This is a genomic window from Pseudocolwellia sp. G5-9, from assembly GCF_055808995.1.
Window position 1 is genome coordinate 3228908 of record NZ_CM147893.1, and the last position, 18946, is coordinate 3247853.

Annotated in this window: 14 protein-coding genes; 9 read left to right on the forward strand and 5 right to left on the reverse strand. The window is 36.2% G+C overall.

What is annotated here, in order from left to right:
• The first annotated feature begins 24 nt into the window (after positions 1 to 24).
• Genes AC0L5Q_RS13990 through AC0L5Q_RS14015 form a run of 6 tightly spaced genes read left to right on the forward strand, consistent with a single transcriptional unit; the run spans position 25 to position 8498 of the window.
• Positions 25 to 1707, forward strand: a complete 1683-nt coding sequence (locus AC0L5Q_RS13990; protein ID WP_473609821.1) for a type I restriction-modification system subunit M — start codon at positions 25 to 27, stop codon at positions 1705 to 1707.
• Entirely contained in the window at positions 1694 to 2851 is a 1158-nt protein-coding gene (locus tag AC0L5Q_RS13995; protein ID WP_473609824.1) for a restriction endonuclease subunit S, read from the forward strand. The genes AC0L5Q_RS13990 and AC0L5Q_RS13995 overlap by 14 nt, the downstream gene beginning before the upstream one ends.
• A gap of 46 nt (positions 2852 to 2897) precedes the next feature.
• Complete coding sequence (locus AC0L5Q_RS14000; protein WP_473609826.1) at positions 2898 to 6284, forward strand: type I restriction endonuclease subunit R; 3387 nt, start codon at positions 2898 to 2900, stop codon at positions 6282 to 6284.
• Between the two features lie 12 nt (positions 6285 to 6296).
• Positions 6297 to 7001, forward strand: a complete 705-nt coding sequence (locus AC0L5Q_RS14005; protein ID WP_473609828.1) for a M48 family metallopeptidase — start codon at positions 6297 to 6299, stop codon at positions 6999 to 7001.
• Positions 7002 to 7015: 14 nt separating this feature from the next.
• Positions 7016 to 7474: a hypothetical protein gene (locus AC0L5Q_RS14010; RefSeq protein ID WP_473609832.1), complete on the forward strand. Its 459-nt coding sequence runs from the start codon at positions 7016 to 7018 to the stop codon at positions 7472 to 7474.
• A complete protein-coding gene (locus AC0L5Q_RS14015) occupies positions 7467 to 8498 on the forward strand; it encodes a serine/threonine-protein kinase (protein WP_473609836.1) in 1032 nt (343 codons plus the stop codon). The genes AC0L5Q_RS14010 and AC0L5Q_RS14015 overlap by 8 nt, the downstream gene beginning before the upstream one ends.
• 228 nt (positions 8499 to 8726) lie before the next feature.
• Here AC0L5Q_RS14015 and AC0L5Q_RS14020 read toward each other — a convergent pair whose 3' ends face one another.
• From AC0L5Q_RS14020 to AC0L5Q_RS14040, 5 genes are all read right to left on the reverse strand, one after another.
• Positions 8727 to 10292: a TnsD family Tn7-like transposition protein gene (locus AC0L5Q_RS14020; protein WP_473609840.1), complete on the reverse strand. Its 1566-nt coding sequence runs from the start codon at positions 10290 to 10292 to the stop codon at positions 8727 to 8729.
• Between the two features lie 50 nt (positions 10293 to 10342).
• Positions 10343 to 11773: an ATP-binding protein gene (locus AC0L5Q_RS14025; RefSeq protein WP_473609844.1), complete on the reverse strand. Its 1431-nt coding sequence runs from the start codon at positions 11771 to 11773 to the stop codon at positions 10343 to 10345.
• 3 nt (positions 11774 to 11776) lie between these two features.
• Positions 11777 to 13903 (reverse strand): transposase, encoded by a 2127-nt coding sequence (locus AC0L5Q_RS14030; protein ID WP_473609848.1) that lies wholly within the window; start codon positions 13901 to 13903, stop codon positions 11777 to 11779.
• Positions 13890 to 14765 (reverse strand): TnsA endonuclease N-terminal domain-containing protein, encoded by an 876-nt coding sequence (locus AC0L5Q_RS14035; RefSeq protein ID WP_473609852.1) that lies wholly within the window; start codon positions 14763 to 14765, stop codon positions 13890 to 13892. The genes AC0L5Q_RS14030 and AC0L5Q_RS14035 overlap by 14 nt, the downstream gene beginning before the upstream one ends.
• 83 nt (positions 14766 to 14848) lie before the next feature.
• The gene (locus tag AC0L5Q_RS14040) at positions 14849 to 16033 is read right to left on the reverse strand and encodes a BaiN/RdsA family NAD(P)/FAD-dependent oxidoreductase (protein ID WP_473609855.1); all 1185 of its coding nucleotides are present in this window, start codon (positions 16031 to 16033) and stop codon (positions 14849 to 14851) included.
• A 413-nt stretch (positions 16034 to 16446) separates the two neighbouring features.
• Here AC0L5Q_RS14040 and AC0L5Q_RS14045 point away from each other — a divergent pair, with 413 nt between their 5' ends.
• The 3 genes from AC0L5Q_RS14045 (at position 16447) to AC0L5Q_RS14055 (ending at position 18943) form a co-directional block, all read left to right on the forward strand.
• The gene (locus AC0L5Q_RS14045) at positions 16447 to 16854 is read left to right on the forward strand and encodes a GntR family transcriptional regulator (RefSeq protein ID WP_473609859.1); all 408 of its coding nucleotides are present in this window, start codon (positions 16447 to 16449) and stop codon (positions 16852 to 16854) included.
• Positions 16854 to 17564, forward strand: coding sequence for an ABC transporter ATP-binding protein (locus tag AC0L5Q_RS14050; RefSeq protein WP_473609863.1), 711 nt, complete (start codon positions 16854 to 16856; stop codon positions 17562 to 17564). The genes AC0L5Q_RS14045 and AC0L5Q_RS14050 overlap by 1 nt, the downstream gene beginning before the upstream one ends.
• A gap of 185 nt (positions 17565 to 17749) precedes the next feature.
• The gene (locus AC0L5Q_RS14055; protein ID WP_473609867.1) at positions 17750 to 18943 is read left to right on the forward strand and encodes a hypothetical protein; all 1194 of its coding nucleotides are present in this window, start codon (positions 17750 to 17752) and stop codon (positions 18941 to 18943) included.
• The last annotated feature ends 3 nt before the right edge of the window (positions 18944 to 18946 follow it).

Here is an 18946-nt window from a genome sequence, read left to right on the forward strand (position 1 = left end):
ACCAAATAAAAAGGACACAATACAATGACGCAACATGAAAAATTAACTCTCGAAAAATTAGAAACCTGGTTATGGGACAGCGCAGATATTATGCGCGGCAGCATCGACAGTTCAGATTTTAAAAACTACATCTTTGGCCTTATCTTTTTAAAACGCTTAAACGATGTTTTTCTTGAGCGTATTGCGCAAGAAATGGAAAAAGAAAATTGTACTGAAGCTGAAGCCATTGCAATTATTGAAGAAGATTACGCGAACGAATTTGTACCTGTAGATGCCCGTTGGGACAAAATTGTTAAAAAGACTGAAAACATTGGTGAAAGTATCGATGAAGCTTTTGCAGAAATTGAAGCACAAAACCCTGACTTAGAGCGTGTTTTAACGGCAATTAAATTTGGTGATAAAGAGCGCTTAAGCAACGATTTACTACAACGTTTATTACGACATTTCAACAAACATAAGTTAGGCAATAACAATTTATATAAAGCTGATATGTTAGGCGATGCTTATGAATACCTAATATCTCAGTTTGCTGATGATGCAGGTAAAAAAGGCGGTGAGTTCTATACCCCACATGGTGTGGTAGAGCTAATTGTTAAACTAATAGACCCTCAGCCTGGTCATGAGATTTATGACCCAACATTTGGTTGTGGCGGTATGTTGGTTGAAAGTGCCCGTCACATAGCTGAAAAGCCAAATGGCACATTATACGGCAAGCCAAACTGTGTGCTTTACGGACAAGAGCGAAACCTCGGTACTTGGGCGATAGGTAAACTGAATCTATTCCTCCATAACATGAAAGCCAAGTTAGAGCGTGGCGATACTTTAGTAGATCCAAAACACAAAGACGGCAATAGCATACTTTCGTTTGACCGAGTGATCGCTAATCCGCCATTTTCAGCCCTAGATTGGTGGACGCCATTAGAAGCGAATAAACAAACAAAAACGGATAAAGACGGTAACGTAAAAGATATACCACCTAAATACAATGAAGAGCTAAAAGATCCATATGGTCGCTTTAGCTATGGTATTGCACCACGTAAAAAGGCAGATTTTGCTTTTGTGCAGCATATGGTTTCAAGTCTTAAAGAAGATGGTCGTATGGGGGTGGTTGTACCGCATGGTGTGTTATTTCGCGAAGGCGCTGACGGTAAAATCCGCAAAGGAATGCTTAAAGGCGTTAATGATTTTAAAGGTGATTTAATTGAAGGTATTATCGGCTTACCAACAGGCTTGTTTTACAACACAGGTATCGCTGCCGCAATAATCTTAATCAACAAAAATAAACCTATAGGACTTAAAGATAAAGTGGTATTTATCGATGCTAGTGAAAGCTTTGAAGAAGGTAAAAATCAAAATAAACTGCGCGATACAGACATCAAAACTATTACCTCTCGATTCAACAAGGCCGTAGAGCAATTAGTTGAAGCAGGTGAACAAACGCAAGAGCAAACTCAAACACTATTAGAACAAATTGAAGTTAAAAAATATCTTCGTATTGTTGAAATGGGTGAAATTGAAAAAAATGACTTTAACTTAAACATCAGCCGCTACATTGACACCTCTGAACCAGAAAAGATCATTGATGTTAAATCTGTATTAAAAAGCCTTCAATTAATCGATGAAGAAATAATTGAGCTAGACAAAATATTAAAGCAGCACTTATCTGCAATCAACTTTAATGAGGAGAGCAGCCATGCTGGGGAATAATATTGAAAATATTCCTGAAGGTTGGATTGTTGCGAATATTGAAGACATTGCGGATATAAAAACAGGCTCCGGTGACACTCAGGACAAAGAAGAAGGCGGTAAATACCCTTTTTATGTTCGTTCAAATACCATTGAAAGAGTTAACAGTTATTCCTTTGATGGGGAAGGAGTCCTTACCTCTGGTGATGGTGTTGGCGTAGGAAAAATTTATCATTACGTAAATGGTAAAATTCATTACCACCAAAGGGTTTATAACATTCATAACTTTAAAGATAATGTTTTAGGTCGCTACTTCTACGAATACTTTAGACACAATTTTTACAGCCGTGTCATGCGCATGAGTGCCAAAGGTTCTGTAGATTCTGTTCGCCTCGACATGATTGCTAAAATGTCTGTACTTATTCCATCTATTGCTGAGCAGGAAAAGATTGCTGATATACTTTCTTCTATTAGTCAGAAAGTCGATTTAATTGATAGAAAAATTAAGAATACACACAAGCTAAAAAAAGGTTTAACACAAAAGTTATTCTTAGAAGGGGTTGGGTCTCAGAATGAACAAGGCGAGTGGATTTCTCATCTTGAGTTTTGTAAAGAAACAGGAAAGCCTGCATGCTGGAAGACAGGAAACCTTATTGAATTTTTAGAATTAAAAAGAGGATATGACTTACCCACTAAAGAAAGAAATGCAGGAAAAGTTGAAATTATTGGTTCAAATGGTGTTGTTGGAACACATTCTGAATCTATGGCCCAAGGGCCAGGAATAATTACAGGACGTTCTGGCACCATAGGTAAGGTTATCTTTTCTAAAGGCGAGTTCTGGCCTCTAAATACATCACTTTATGTAAAAAACTTTTACGGGAATGATGCTAAGTTTTGCTTCTACTTTTTAGAACAATTCGGACTAGCTAAACATGGAACAGGGACAGGGGTTCCGACTTTAAATAGAAATGTTGTACATAAAGAGCAAGTTAGTTTCCCAAATAGCATTAAAGAGCAAGAAAAAATCGCATCGATTTTAGATACCGTAGACCAGACGTTATTTCTTCTGAGAAAGCAAAAAGAGGAATTAACTGTTTATAGCAAAGGTTTGATGCAAAAGCTGTTATCTGGTGAATGGCGTGTCAACCTGAATAAGGCCGCATAAGGGCAAGCCACTATTGAAGCATAGTTAAAAGGAATGGGTTACAAATATGGAACAAGACGAATCACAACAAAGCAATAATCAACCAGAGTTAATTGGTGTTGAAAAACCTGCTATCGCATGGTTGGTTAAATTGGGCTACACCCATTTGCAGGGTAAAAGCATAAATCAGGAACATAGAACTGATGCTCCAATATTAGAAGATGTGCTGTCTAATCGCTTGCTTATGCTCAACCCTTGGTTGGCTGATATTACCAATGGAACAAAGCTAGCGATTAATCTGCTAAGGGGCATTTGGCTTGATGAAAGTTCTAATCTAATGTTGGCTAATCAGGCATTTTGGTTAAAAGTTTTGTTTCATAGTGATCTACAACTTAAAGATAAAGATGGAACCCATAAGAGTATCCGTTTTATTGATCAAGCATCGGCATCAGAAAATGACTTCCATGTTATCGATCAATATGTTGGTAAAAATGCTAACGGTGACCCGTTTAAGCCTGACCTTTTATTATTCATCAACGGCATGCCCTTAGGTGTTATTGAATGTAAAAAAAGCAGTATTAAGTTAGAAAAGGGAATTGCGCAAATTGATGGTTACATTAATACCTTCAAACCACACTTTGCCTTTAATATGGTATGTGCAGCCATAAATCGTACCGCTGCAAAATACGGTGCAATCTATGCACCAGAGCAATTTTACCTAACCTATAAGTTTGACCCTAAGCGCCCTGAAGAAAAGAAAATACTAGATGAAATTGAGGCCAAATTAGGTAAACAACCTACCGAACAAGACAAGCTTATTTGGGCACTGTTTGAGCCTGCCCGCTTTCTACGTTTAGTGTGCTTCTATCCTATATATGAACTAGAAGATGGCACTGTCATCAAAAAGCTGCCTCGTTATCAGCAATGGCGAGCCGTTGAAAAAACCTTAAACAGACTGAATGGCAAAGATCCTAAACATCCTAGTGAGCAACTAGGCGGAACTATTTGGCATACCCAAGGTAGCGGAAAATCGCTTACTATGGTTATGTTGGCAAGGTTACTAAGGGCTGAAGCTTCAGGGTTTGATAATCCTAGTATCCTCATTCTTACTGATAGAACCGATCTAGATAATCAAATATTTAACACTATTGACCATGTAGCTGGCATAACAGCGAGTAAAGCAAACTCGGTATCAGGCTTAGAAACTTTACTTGGAAATGACTATGGCATGGTATTTACCTCGACTGTTCAAAAATTCCAAGAGCGTGATGGTAAACCCATTAAGGCGGCTCAGGAAACAGAAAGTGCTGACAGTATTGAACGTCTAAAGTCGCGAGTTCGTCGTGTTTTAAGAAAAGATGATAAAGGTCGAGAAAGCTATTGGATAATTAAAGAAAATAACGAAAACATTGGTAAATTTGCTGACGATGGAGAGCCGTTAAAAGCAAAGTGGAAAGCAATAAGTGAAGAGCAAGTTGACTTTAAAGTGCTCTCTACCAAACACAACTTTATCGTGATGATTGATGAGGCACATCGCTCACAATATGGCTTCTTAGCTGCATTTATGCGAGCGAGTCTACCAAACGCCAAGTTCCTCGCTTTTACTGGAACACCTCTTGCGAAAGATGATAAAAACACCCTAAAAGAGTTTGGTGGTAACGACTACATTGATACTTACCGACTCGATGAGGCAGTGGCTGACGGTGCAACATTGCCGATTAAATATTTAGAAGGCATGAGTAACTGGTTTAGTGACGGAAACTTACAAAAAGAATTTGATGATAAGTTTGGTCAAGAGCCGCCTGAGCGTAAAAAAGCACTTAAACAACAGCTACTGAAAAAACGTCGAGGTGCAAAAGAGCGTATTACTGAAAATGCTAAACATTTAATTGAGCATTTTTTAACATCAGTAAAAGCACGTGGTTTTAAAGGGATGCTAGTGTGTGATGGCCGTGAGCAGGCTATCAAATACAAAGACACTCTTGATGTCTTGATGGAGGAAAGGGTTAAAGGCGGATTACCAACGTTTGAAAGCCGTGTTGTTATCTCACTTAATAGCATGACTGAAAAGCGCACTGGGGCGAGTGAGCAACAAAAAGCTGATAAAAAAGGTCTTAAGAAAAAGTTAGAGACTATTGAAGAGCGCGTTAAGCGTGAAGTGAAAGAAGGAAAAACTCCTGTTTGTGTACCAATGGATGATATTTCTACGCTAGTTAATGAGCTGTTTAAATTGCCTTATGGTGATGAGAAAGAAAATAAGGAAGATGAGAAAGCTAAAGTAAACAATATTGGCTTAATTATCGTTTCAGATATGCTATTAACAGGTTGGGATGCGCCTATTGTTAATACACTATTTTTAGATAAATCTCTTAAAGAACACACCTTATTGCAAGCAATAGCGCGGGTTAATAGAACGCGTAAAGGTAAGAAAGCAGGTTACATCATGGACTACTACGGCATAGTAGAAGCGCTTGATGAGGCTTTAAAAATATTTGCTGGTGATGTTAAACGCGAACAGGTGTGGACAGACGTAGAAGCAGAGCTACCAAAGCTAAAAGCCGCTATGCAAAAAGTGCTAGATATTTTGCCAAAGAAACACAACTTAGTTAAACAAGCAGAAGCTTATAAAGAAGATGCTGATCTATATTTAGACCCTGACACACGCTTAGATATCGTTGAAGACTTTTTAGCGGCTCTGGCCGAGTTTAACAGTAAGCTTGATATTGTGTTGCCCGATCAAAGAGGTGCTCCATACAAACCTTACTTTGCTGTATTTAACGAAATCAAATTAGCACTTCGCCAAAAGTTACCTGAATTTGCAGATAAAGCACGTGTAACAGAAGCTGAAACTGCCATTTTAAAAGAGCTGCTTGACGAACATATAGAAGCTAGCCCAGTAAAAAGCTTACTAGATAGAGAAATCTCTATTCTAGATGCTGCTGACATGGACTTACTGAAAAAGCAAAAAGGTGTAGGTAGTGCTGCTTTGGTAATGAAAAACCAACTTAAGCACACCATTAACACAGGTAAAAACAAAGACCCTGGTTTCTTTGGAGATCTGGAGAAAGAGTTAGAAAAGCTACTTCAAGATGAAAAGGAAGGCAGGATTGAACAAGCACAGTTCTTAGAGCAACTTGAGCTTTTCTCTCAGCGAGTTAGGAATAAAGATGCCCAAGCTGGAGATGTCGGGTTTACAACCGCAAGTGAAATAGCTGTTTTCAACTACCTAAAAACTCAAGTAGAAAATGCTGAAGCAGAAGCATGGACAAAAGGCATTTTTAAAGATGAAGAATTAGCAGAAGTGCTAGTTTCTAATCTCTGGAAGAAACAAGATGATATTCATGCCGCCATGAAAAAGTCTGTTCGTAGCGTACTTCGTGGGTTAGCGGGTTGGGACATGACAGTAGCAAGGCAGCATACTAATGAAATATTCAAAATTATGCTGAATAACTAAGGTCTAATAAAAATGCCTGTCTTTAATTATGGTGAAACAACAATAGAGTGGCTTTTTAAGCTAGATAATACGCTAAAAAGTCACTATATCACCGTAGAACGTGATAAAACCACTCTGCTCAGAGGCCCTAATGCTAGTGAACAACAGCAGAAAGAACTGATTAAGCAACGTGCTAGGTGGATTAAACAAAAGCTTGCTGAAGTCAATCAACCAATTAAAGAAGAGATCGTAACAGGCAGCAGAGCTGTGTATCGAGGGCGTTCCTATTATTGTGAGCTAATTCATGATGATTCGATTAAGCGAGTTGAGATTAATTTTAATCACAGTAAGTTTTATATCCGGTCACCCAAAAAAGGTCCTATTCCTTTAGCAGATTTTAAGCTTGAACTAGAACGCTTTTACTCAAGAAAAGCCTCTCAAAAATTGGGCACTAGAATCCGCTATTGGCAGAGAGAAACTGGCTTAGAAGCTCTTACTCATAAAATTAAAAAACTTAAAAGCAGATGGGGTAACTGTACTGAGAACAACGTTATTGAGTTTAATCCTAAAATTATGGAATTCTCAGGAAGCGTTATCGATTACATCATTATCCACGAACTTTGCCACACAGTTGAAAAAAAACACAATAAAGAATTTTGGAACCTAGTTGCAAGCCATTGCCCTGATTGGAAGAAACGCCATGAAGAAGTAGAACAAGCTGGGAAAATGGAATTATAAATAAGGAGGTAATATTGAAAACTATAGGAATGAGAGTTTCTCCGTCTGAAGTTACGTTTAGTATTTTCGACACAGTTGAAAACTCAATAATAAATATTGAAGAGATAGCTATACCCAACGCATTAACAGTCCCTGAAAGGCTTAAATATATACGTTGTAATATTTTAGATGTTCTGCGCGAGTATGAAGTTGAAAAAGCAGGAATTCGTCTTTCAGAGCCTTCAGCAAGGCAATTGAATATTGACAGAGTACAAATTGAGGGCGTTATTCAGGAAGCTTTTGCAAGTAGCAATTTAGATAACTATTACTATGGAGCTATCAGCACCATCGCCGCCAAAAACAATTTAGACCGACAAAGCATTAAACCGTTAGTTAAAGGTGATGTGAACCACGATGATATCGAAAATTGGCAAGAGTTGTCAGAAAAAGAAAGGGAAGCAGTATTAACTGCGATAGGTGCATCGAATGCTTAGTGTTAATACAGTTGCCGAGATTGAGTTTGAACTTAGAGAGGAGATAGGGCAAGAAGGGCGTAACTCACAAGTATTTAGGAGTTTTGATCAGGCTTTAGATGCTGAACTTGTAATAAAGAGAATTAATAAAAATAGTGTTGCTGATGCTCTGTTTGATGAAGCAAAGTTATTATATAAAAGCACGCACCCTTACGTTGTTCCAATAAATTACGCTTGCCAAGATAGCGATTTCATATATTTGGCTATGCCATACTTCCCTAACGGTTCACTAGCCCAACTAATGGAGCAGCGCTTTTTAACCGTAAGAGAAATAATAAAGTTTACTTGCCAATTTGTAAGTGGGCTTCACAACATACACTCTAAAGGGCTTATTCACTTTGATATAAAACCTGACAATATTTTACTAAGCCACCGTAGAGAAGCACTACTTTCAGACTTTGGGTTAGCTAAACATACAAACTCCTTAGGTTTGGCCAGGCCGAATCAAATGTATGTAAAACAGCTACCTCCAGAGTGCTTTGCGGCGAATGAATATACAACAGCATTTGATGTTTACCAAGTAGGGTTAACTCTATATAGAATGTGTGTGGGCAATGGAGAGTTCAATCGTCAATTTATGAGTTATGTTGTTGCTGGCACTTTTGATCGTGCTAGGTTTGTAAGTGCTTTAAGAAATGAGGCGTTTCCGAATAGAACAGCATACCCTGAACATATTCCTGAAAAGCTTAAACAAACAATTACCAAATGTTTGAAACCTTCCCCTGATGATAGGTTCTCAGCAGTGTTGGAAATAACTAATGCTCTTTCTTCTATTGATGAAAAACTATTAGATTGGCAGTTTGAATTGAACGGAAATCAAAAAAAATGGTCAAAAGAATTCAATGGTGCAATTAAGTACATTGCCATTGAAAATGGAAATTCAATCGCAAAACGCGTACCATCGACTGGCAGAGAAACGAATATTAACCAATACTGTACTAATAATATTGGAGTTAGAGACCTAAAACGGTTCTTCAAAATCTAAATGAAAAATAAAACAACTGTAAACAAAAAAAGTTTTAAAGGCAGAGCTTCTTTGACACAGAAGTCTGCTCAGTTGTCGTATGAAGAAAAGTTAAAGAAGTCTAAAACATCTCGACCCGCGTCAGACTATGACCTGGAGATCGACTCTAACTGGTATGGCTCATTTGTTTTAAAGAGCTAATTTACTTCTTAGCGCACTAGTTCTTTTTTAGAGCTAGTGGGTATAACTTTATCTTGCCTTCAGATTATTAAACACAGCCATTGTTAAAGGTAGTTTATGTTGCATGCGTATAAGCCAACCATGACCGCTAATCTCTTTATCTAATCTAATCAGAGATATAGTTCCATTATTACTTTTCATGACAGTACTAACTTTAACTGCTAACTCCACATCTCTTTTTCTCCAGTCTACCTTATAGCGAATTTGGGGTCTTGTTGGAGTAGGTAATGTTGATTTTAGCCAAGTTTTTTCATGAGTGTTAAGCCAATGAAAAGCTGCATAGCAAGATTGTTTAATTTCTTGTTTTATAGCTGATGGCTTTTCTTGCAATGCTCTTAATATTTGTACTTTATACCTGCGCCTTTTGGATTCAAATTTATATTGCCTTCTTAACTTAACCAAATTTGGTACGGATGATATTATTTGCTCTACGCTTCCTGTTGAGATATTGAAACGACTTGCGATAACTTTACGGTGAAAGCCTTTGTGGGCCATAGAAATAATAATGGCTATTATTTTATCTTTAATAACTCTGGGTTTTTTTGAGGTAGGAATATGCTTTTTCATTGCAATTGATTTTATATAACACCTGCTCTTACCTGTTAACCTACTAATTTCAGCCAAAGACTTTCTTTGTTTTAATAATCTTTCACATTCTTTTTCTATATTTTCTGATGTTTCTAAGTCTTTATTATTAAGATATTTTTTGTTTGCAGGAGGGGGTGGGACTTGGTTGAGCCAGAAATTAATAAGTAGGTATTTAAAAGGGTGTTGAGATACTTTTCCTGATAGTAGTTTTGACAAATATGTGTAGTCGAACTCAGAGTATGGTAATAGATTCATATCTATGTGCTCTAATCGTTTTGTGAAATTAAATAGATCGGATGTTAGCTCACTTCTTTTAAACCTTTTATCACTATACATATAATTATTATTACGTATTTTTGTTAACAAATCATTTTGGTTAAATGATTTGTTGTTGTAGATGACTTCCTTTAGAAAATTACTTGTGTAACTTGAAAACTTATAACTAAGATCTGAGCAGACTTTAGACTCTTGATACGTTATTGGTAATAGGCCGGGTTTAATGTGAGGTCTTTTTGGTAACTCTTTATGATAAAGCCATGTTTTATGTAAATGACAGGCTTCAATACCAGGTATTTGATGTGTTAGGTGCCAATAGGAAACACCATAACATTTAATATCTTCTTGGACACATATAGGGCAAAATTTTAGAGATAATACTTCTGATTCTTTATAGCTAACCAACTGACATGCACGAAATGCTACATTACCATCATCAGCAAGTATCGATCTATAAATGTCGCTTTCTCTATGTGGCATAAAATAAGAAAAGAGCCTACCTAACGTTTGTTCTTTAAATATCTTTAATGGGCTATTTTCTGATATTTCTGATGCTCTTCTGATTCCTATCGTTAAATATGGGTGAATACTGGCACGTGGTTTATTAAGTAATAATTTTAAGTAATCTTTTTCCTTCATACCTAAAATAGTCATATGCCGTACATATCGACTAAATAGAGTTTCATCAGGTAATGCGTTAGGGAGTTGCATCTTTGCACCAATAAAAATAATTAAGCATTTGGCTTATATTTTAGACTATCCTATTTGAACTGTTCTAAAGGGTCATTACACAATACATTATTATCTTTGAAATATTTCAGCGGATTCTTCTCATCTATTGCCCTTCGCAGTAGATCTGGATCGTTAATGCGAAGAGGTAAATCAACAGCATTGAGAGTGTCTCGAAGTTGATGTTCAAATTCGGGATGCTGAGGTCTAGTGATATCACCGATAATCATTTGATCAACTTTTTTTTGTTCTCTATTAGCTGTTGAATTTAGAATATCTGCTTTTTTATTTCTTCTGGGTAATGCATTTTCTTCGCGAAGTTGTCTAACTTCTTCAGTTTTAGATGATAGGCCACAAGCTGAAATGTGAGCTTGTTCTAGCACTGCGGTTGACATCCGTTCATCCCCAGACCCTATCACTAGCCTTTGGGCATCTCGATATATTCGATGTGCCATATCAAGATTTCCAACAGATAATTCAAACAATTTATCATTCAATTCAACACTTAGCTCTGTAGTAACATTTGTCCAATGTAAATCCCATAATTCGTGAACAAAACAATCCCAACCTTTACTATCACGAGTTAAAGTCTTCATCTTAAAATATCCGCCACTTTCAGCTCGTCTTGCTGCTTTTAAGGTCTTGGCAAGAGTGTCATTAAATGGAGGATTAGCACAGAAAAAAAGTGGAACCCCCAACTTGTTTACTAAGCTGTGTAAGAAGTTAAGTAAGTTATTCTCACCTCCTGTTCGCTTAAATTCAAGGCGCTGCATTTCATCGATCACTAATATACCGAGAAAGTTTGCCTTTATTTTTTGTTCTATTTGGCGAGTAAGTTTACCAATGGTTGGTTCAGGCTTTGTACGTTGATCCCCAATAGCTTGATCTAACGTTGCTAATATTTCTTCACATAAATCTCTAACGCTTGAATTATTAGGACAATCAACTTTTAGCCAAACAATTTGATTCCTATGCTCCATGATTTGACCGTTATAGTTATCATGCCCTATTACATTAGGAAAATAGTTTAGCACCTGCTCAAGCATACTGGATTTCCCGACACCACTTTCACCAACAAGCGTAATACCGTCACCCTTAGGTTCAAAATATCCAGTATGAGGCGGTATATCAGGTTTTTCATCTACAGGGTAATGTAAAAACTGTGCTGTTGTCGGGCTTAACGGGTTTTTAGCTGAGTATCCCGTTTTAATTGCCGTTTCAATAGCTCTGAACACTTTAAAGTATAACGGTAATGGTTGTCGTAAACTTTTAAGTCGTACCGTATATTCTTCTCTTACTAATGGGTCTACGTGCTTTCTTATTTCTTCATCTAATTCAGGATAATAGCTAAACGCTTCCATCACCTCTTCTTGGCTCGCTTTGGGTCGTAGAGCTTCAATGAATGGATTGCCTTGGTACTCTGGCAATATGGCCTTAGTGTATTTGGCTTTTTCTTTTCGCATTTGTTAATTACCTTTTTTAGGTCTTCTGCGAGGTAAATAAACAACTTCGCTTGATTTTACTTTTGGCTTGGGATGACCGCTATCCTGGCGTATTGGGCTAGTAATTTTTTCTACTTTACTAGCGTTAGTTTCAATTTCAATCTTGCGATGTTCTCGTGTATTCTTGGTTTTTTCAATAAATGTCAGGTCATCTTTTTTAGCTCTTAATTTCGCCTCTTTTTCTACACTTTTTCTTCTAGCTTTACTGTCAATAGACTCTACAGTAATAGGGGTTGCTTCATGGTTTGAGTCAAGCCAATCTAAAACGAATTCAGATTCATGCATTGGGTAACTCTTCAGCATATGACTTTTTCGAAGTAACTTACACTTAGTGAAGCCTTCACCCTTATTAAGTTTTACGTAAATATAGTTGGTCGTATTTTCATTTATTCTTGCATCCAACTGCCATTGTCCATGCGTCCTAGCTATTGAAGCCAGATTTTCTCTTACAACTCGATCACAAGAGTAATACATGTTGTTATGTTCTATGCCATCACGGGTCATACTAACTTTTGCAGGTGGGTATAAACGACTGATAACATCATCATAGTCTGCAAGTTTTAATGCATGCTTATGCTCAGATATGTGAGCCTTCCAGAAATTCAAAGGAGTGGGAGGTAAGTTCTTTTCGATTAAAAGAGGACTAGAAGTTGCCAGGCTATCATAGATAGAACGGTTCAATTCAAGCACTGCATCAATCAATAAAGTAGTAAATTCTTGTAAAGTATAAATTGCATCTTTTCTAGGATCTTTGTCCCCCCGAACCACTTTTCCACCTCTTGTAGTTCCGAGGAGTTTATGCACTATTTCATCGTTTAATAGACCATACCTTCGCTCAACCATTGCTTTAAAATCAGGTCTATAAGGAGGGGATAATTGTAACTCTGTAAGAGGAACTACTAATTTTTGAGGCTGTAAGCCTATCATTTCACCGTTGTCACACATTAACCGTAGAGGGATATGTGAGGAAGGCCAGTCAGAATCCTGGATATCAACATTAAACTCTTTACAGTATTCAGATTTAGGTAGAAATGCATTAGCTAATGCTTGTCTCGCAGCTCTCCATGATGCGTGATAAAGGGAAACATTTAACCCCACTATCAAAGCACTAGCTCGGTCAACGATAGAGTATATTGTTGGCCTGCCTAGTACATACTGCTTACCAAAGCTTGAAACAATGTGAACGTCAGCAACAGTTGCATCTATTTCAAAGCAACTACCAGGTACAGGCCACTTTTCTGTAACATTGCCGAGTAAAGCTCTTTTGTTTAGCAAAAAATCACGTTCTGTAGTTGATTTTTTTACAATTTCTTCTGGTGTAAAAAGTTTCCTCTTCCACGATAAAACCTGCTTATAACTTGGAACGTAGGGTAATTCACCTAAAGCTTCAGCTCGTTTTACTTCATCAGAATAATATGTTCTCAGTAGTTCTTTACGAGTTTCAGTTAAGCTTTTACCGTGGGGCTTTAAATGGTGTGTCTCAAGTGCCTTTCGAAGATTTTCTTTATCTATATCAGTAATTATAAATGTTTTCGACCTATTAATAGCTAAAGTTCTTGTAGTTTTAGGCGCCCCAAAAGGCTTGTCACTAATATTACGTTGCTTACCTGAACCTCCGCTATATTGATATGCAGGCAGTAAGGAATTTTTATCCTGCCCAAAGCGCCAAAAAGTGTCTAATAACCTTGCTATACTTTTTCGATCTTTTCCTTTTTTTTTCGCATAGTTAGCAAGAGTTGGTACTCTACTTTTTGTTGCATAATCAAATATAAATTCAGAATTATTAGCGATGCTCTTAATTAATTTATAATTTTGATCTCTTTTTAGTAAATGACTTTTATCTATCTCTTCTTCACTAAAAAATAAGTGCGGAGGTAACTTGAACTCTCCTTTGGATATTACTTTCTGTTTTATACCAAGGTTGAATTTTTGTAAGTCTATTGCTGCTGGCCTACTTAATCCCTGATTATTTTCAAGGTAAAAAATGACCAAACAAGATATTTCATCAAATATCTTAATAACACGGTAAAGCCCAGGCTTAATACCCTCAAAATTTTCAATTTTCCAGACACTATTATTAAGAATTTCCAATTGCTAAATCCTCCTGAGCAGTTTCTATACTTAATATGTTTATAAAATCAGAATTCTCTAATGGATATGAAATATCAACAATGAGTCTTTTTTCTCCAATAAGGCATCTCAAAATGTTGAGCGCCTCATCGTGTGCCACATTCATTTCACTTACAAAAAGGTTACAAATATCTCGTATAAAATGTTTACCTAGTGTCATAAGAGATAATGCTTCCTCTAAATTATTTGAATTGTAAGTATTACTCTCTGTTCGCAACGGATGAGTTGCCCAGTTGATATTACTACTTTGTACTTGTGTTAATTCAGTTCCCACAAAATAGGAAAACTTTATTCCTAATAGTTCCCACCAAACGCGTTCTATTTCTAATTTTTCCAAGACTCGGAGTTCATCCGATACATCTTCTGTCTTAACAGAAACAGCCTCAAAAACTATTTCGCCATTTATGATTCTAGTTAGAAGGAAATCTGTTGTAATAATTATGGGTACGTCTGTTTCTGGATGCGTCGGATGATCGACACCTAGGGCTTTAGCAATTTTGATAGACAAATTTATAGGGAAAAGAGGAAATTGCTCTCTAATATCAATTACGGAATCACAGTTTTCTGCGAGATAGAAAAACTCTGTTTCTATAGAGGAGAGGGTATGATGGATTCGCTCTGTTTTTAGGCCAAGTATTTGAGAACGAACTCCCCTAGATTTAACATCTTGAACTCGAAGCCAGGGTTTGTATGATTTACCTTCTCCTAAACCATATTTGTTTTTTAAAGATCTTTTAAAGTCTTCAAATGTCTTAAGCTTCCTTCCCGCCATATTTGTTACTCGTAAGAAAATATTGATTAAAATTATAGTCAATAAAAACATTACGGGCAAACTTTAAGGGAAATAAGACTGGTTATGGGCAAACTTTAGTAGCTACGGGCGAACTTTATTGTCACTACACAATTTTATACCTCCAACCCACACGCTACACCTGCAGCCCAACAAAAGGCAAAATTGTAGCCTCCTAACCAGCCAGTAACGTCGATTACTTCACCAATAAAATACAGATTAGGTACTTTTTTCGCTTCAAAAGTTTTTGAGCTAAGTTCGTCGGTATCAACACCTCCTAGCGTAACTTCGGCAGTTCTGTAGCCTTCAGTACCATTAGGTTTGATTATCCAAGTATGTAGGTATTTACCTACTTGTGTGATTTCTTCTTTGTTCAGCTGATTAATGGCTTTGTCGGTTATTTCATTTTTACTTACCATGGCTTCAATAAAGCTTTTAGGTAGTAAGGTGGCTAGCATGTTTTTAAGTGATTTTTTCGGGCTGTTTTCACGCCATTCTTCAATAAGCGAAGTGATTGATTGGTCTGGCAATAAATTTAATGTAACTGCTTGGCCAGCTTGCCAAAATGACGATATTTGTAAAATAGCGGGGCCTGATAAACCTCGGTGAGTAAAAAGAATATTTTCTTTAAAGGTAATGCCATTTTCGCTGGTAACTTCGGTAGGAATACTAATGCCTGAAAGTCCGTCGAAGCGTTCTTTGTCAAAATCGTGCAGGGTAAAAGGTACTAAAGCTGCGGTTGTCGGTAATACTTTTAGGCCGAACTGTTCTGCAATTTTATAACCTATTGGAGAAGCGCCCAGTTTAGGCATGGTTAATCCGCCAGAAGCGACAATTAATGAATTACATTGATATTGTTGGCTGGTGGTTGATACTAAAAAACCTTGCTCGTTTTTAGTAATGCTAGAAACTTCACTACGTAAATGTACTTCTACACCGGCCCAATCACATTCGGTCATCAAAACGTCTACAATGTCTTGTGCGCTGTTGTCACAAAACAGTTGGCCTAATGTTTTATGATGATATTCAACACCATGGCGCTCCACTAATTCAATAAAGCTTTGAGAGCCGTAACGGCTAAGGGCTGATTTTACAAAATGCGGATTGCTACATAAGTAGTTTTCAGGTGTTGCGTTTTCGTTCGTAAAATTGCAACGGCCGCCACCACTTATTAATATTTTTCTACCGGGCTTTTTACCCATATCTACAACAATCACTTTTTTGCCGCGATATCCCGCTGTAGCAGCAGCCATTAAACCTGCGGCACCAGCGCCAATAATAAGTACGTCAGTAGAAATCAAAATACAGCCTAATTAAGTGTTCAAAATTTTATGGCTTTATTATAAGTGAGAACAAGCCGTATAAGCGAATAAAGTTACTCACTACTTGATGTAACCATGTGTATCATTATTGTGAATAAGTGTAATTATTACATGTGTTTATAATCGTTTTTAGCTTTTAAAATTTCGGTAAATAATTAGCGGTCAGTTTATCGAAGTTAATCAATTTAAATATTTTATTGAGATTTGAAACGGATATTAACGCAGGGTTGGGTTATAGCGTAAAGCAAACTCAATAATACCATTGTAAATTCTGCTCGTAATTTAACGTTTGTCTTATATATTTCTTTGCATCTTTTAGCTAAAAATTATTTATTGGAAAAACAAAACATAGTGCATTGCTATACCAATACACTATGTTTTTAAGTCTCAATATGAATTTAACGATTAACCCAAGTTCAGGTATTCCAATATACAAACAAATTTATGATCAACTTGAACGTATGATTATTAATAAAAGTTTAGCCGCTAATAGCTTTGTACCTTCTGTTAGGCAGTTGGCTCTTGAATTAGAGGTTAATCCTATGACTATTTCGAAAGCATATAGTTTGCTAGAAGAGCGTGGTTTTTTACTTAGACTACGAGGAAAAGGCATGGCTGTAGCTGTAATTAATAACGTACAAAATCATGAAGAAAAACTTCATATTGTGAATAAAAATATTCAGGATTTAATTATAGAAGCTGCACAAATGGGCATTTCATTAAATGAATTACAACAACTGATAGAAAATAAATTAATAGATGATAGCAATGTCGTTTTATTTGCTAAGGGAGATATCTAATGAGTAAAACATGTATTCAAATAACTAATTTATGTAAAAGTTACGAAAGCGTACCCGTTCTTGTTGATTTGAATTGGACCATTGATCAAGGCGATATCATTGGTTTGTTAGGGAAAAACGGAGCAGGTAAATCAACATTATTAAATGCCATAGTGAATGTACACCCTGCAGACAGTGGTAGTGTAACCATTTTTGATCAAAACAATACGCAATTAACCGCAAGCCATAAAGCTAGAATAGGTTATGTATCACAAATAAATGACGAAGTTTCTTGGTTGTCGATAAAAGAATTAATCGCTTTTAAAAAGCAGTTTTATACCACATGGAACGACGAAAAAGTTAATGAGCTATTACAACGTTGGCAGTTAGATGTAAGCAAAAAACTAAACCAACTCTCGGTTGGCCAAGCACAGCGTATACAAATAATATTAGCCTTAGCACCAGAGCCAGACTTGATTATTTTCGACGAACCAGCGGCATCACTTGATCCTGCAGGTCGTCGAGATTTTTTAAGAGAGTTAGTGAATATTGCGAGTGATGATAATAAAACCATTGTTTTTTCTACACATATAACGTCAGATTTAGAACGCGTTGCTAATAAGGTGGCCATTTTACATGAAGGTAGAATTTGTCGTTTTGAAGAATTAGATGTTCTAAAAGAAGAGTCTCTACAAAGCCTAGAGGACATCTTTTTAGAGGTTATCGCATGATACTTTTACATGTGTTAACTAAGGGGAGATTGTTTCGTGTTTTTGTTATTTTGATCTTATTACTCACTATTTTTATGAGGGTTAAGATTTCAAGCAATAACAATGTTTTGCATATCGTAGGCGTATTTATTTTTTTTATAACACTTCTTTATTATTTAAAAATAGCTTTTCGGTTTTTCATTTTAATGCATGTGGATCAGGCTAAGTTAATTCCTCATTATTTTTTACAGCTAAAAAAAACACTAGCAGTTTTGATTATTTGTAGCTTAATACCTAGCTTATTACTATTACCAAATGTTCAAGCGGTAGCCACTTTATGGTCGTGGCAAATGGCGTTTGTGTTGTTAATAATGCTGTGCTTTAGGTATCAAAAAATAGCTTGGGCTTTAATTGTTATCCCTATTGTAAATATGATAGCTAATTCCTTGAATATAACGTTTCCGAAAGAACTTATCTTGTATGTATTATCAGATGTAATGACTTATTGTTTACCCGTGTTGTGTTTCTGTTTGTACTGGGCTGTCAGTCGTATTGAACAATTTACTATATCTCCAATACGTGTGAATAATATTATAAATTTATATGAAGCTAATATTCTTAAAACAAAAATAAGCAATATAAATTCTGACAAAAAACATGAAAACAATTGGATTAAAAATGTTTTCCAGCCCGATCATCAACTTGCCCAATCAGTAATAAGCAAGTTAAATAATTTACGACAATTATCTAAAGTAGAGTTGTTATCTATTGCTGGCGGAAATAGTTTAATGAATGTTCGTGGTGCAATTAATGTTATAGGCTTAAATTGTGTGATGTTTTTCGTGTTTTTTCAGTTAAAAGGCCTTGAATTCTCAATTATTATTCTTTTTCTAGTTCATAGTGGGGGTATTTTATCATTATTGATGTCGAAGTCTGTTATTAACTTTACTGCGAGTAAAAGTTACTTAGCGCGTTTACGACTTACACCGATATTTGAAAATGAACAACAATTTAATATGGCTTTATTAGGCGGATATTTACATCAGCAATTAATGGGTGCTGTTGTATCGTTGAGTATCGCGTTTATTTTTTTATACATCAACAATACAATGTCTCTAGACTTATTTTGGCAATTGATTGTTGCGAATGTATTATCATTTTCGGCATTAACAACTGTGTTGTTGTGGGGATTTTTTCAAGCTAATCCATCACGAAAATATATAATTTCGGTGCAAATAATTATTAGTTTATTTATTGGCATATGTAGTGCGGCAAGATATTTTGAAAATGATTTTTTAAGTAACCAAACATTAATATTCATTAGTGTGGGTATAATTATTAGTGCTTTAATTAGCTTATTTGTATGGATGAAAAAAGGCATTAATTGGAGTGTTGGCTAGATG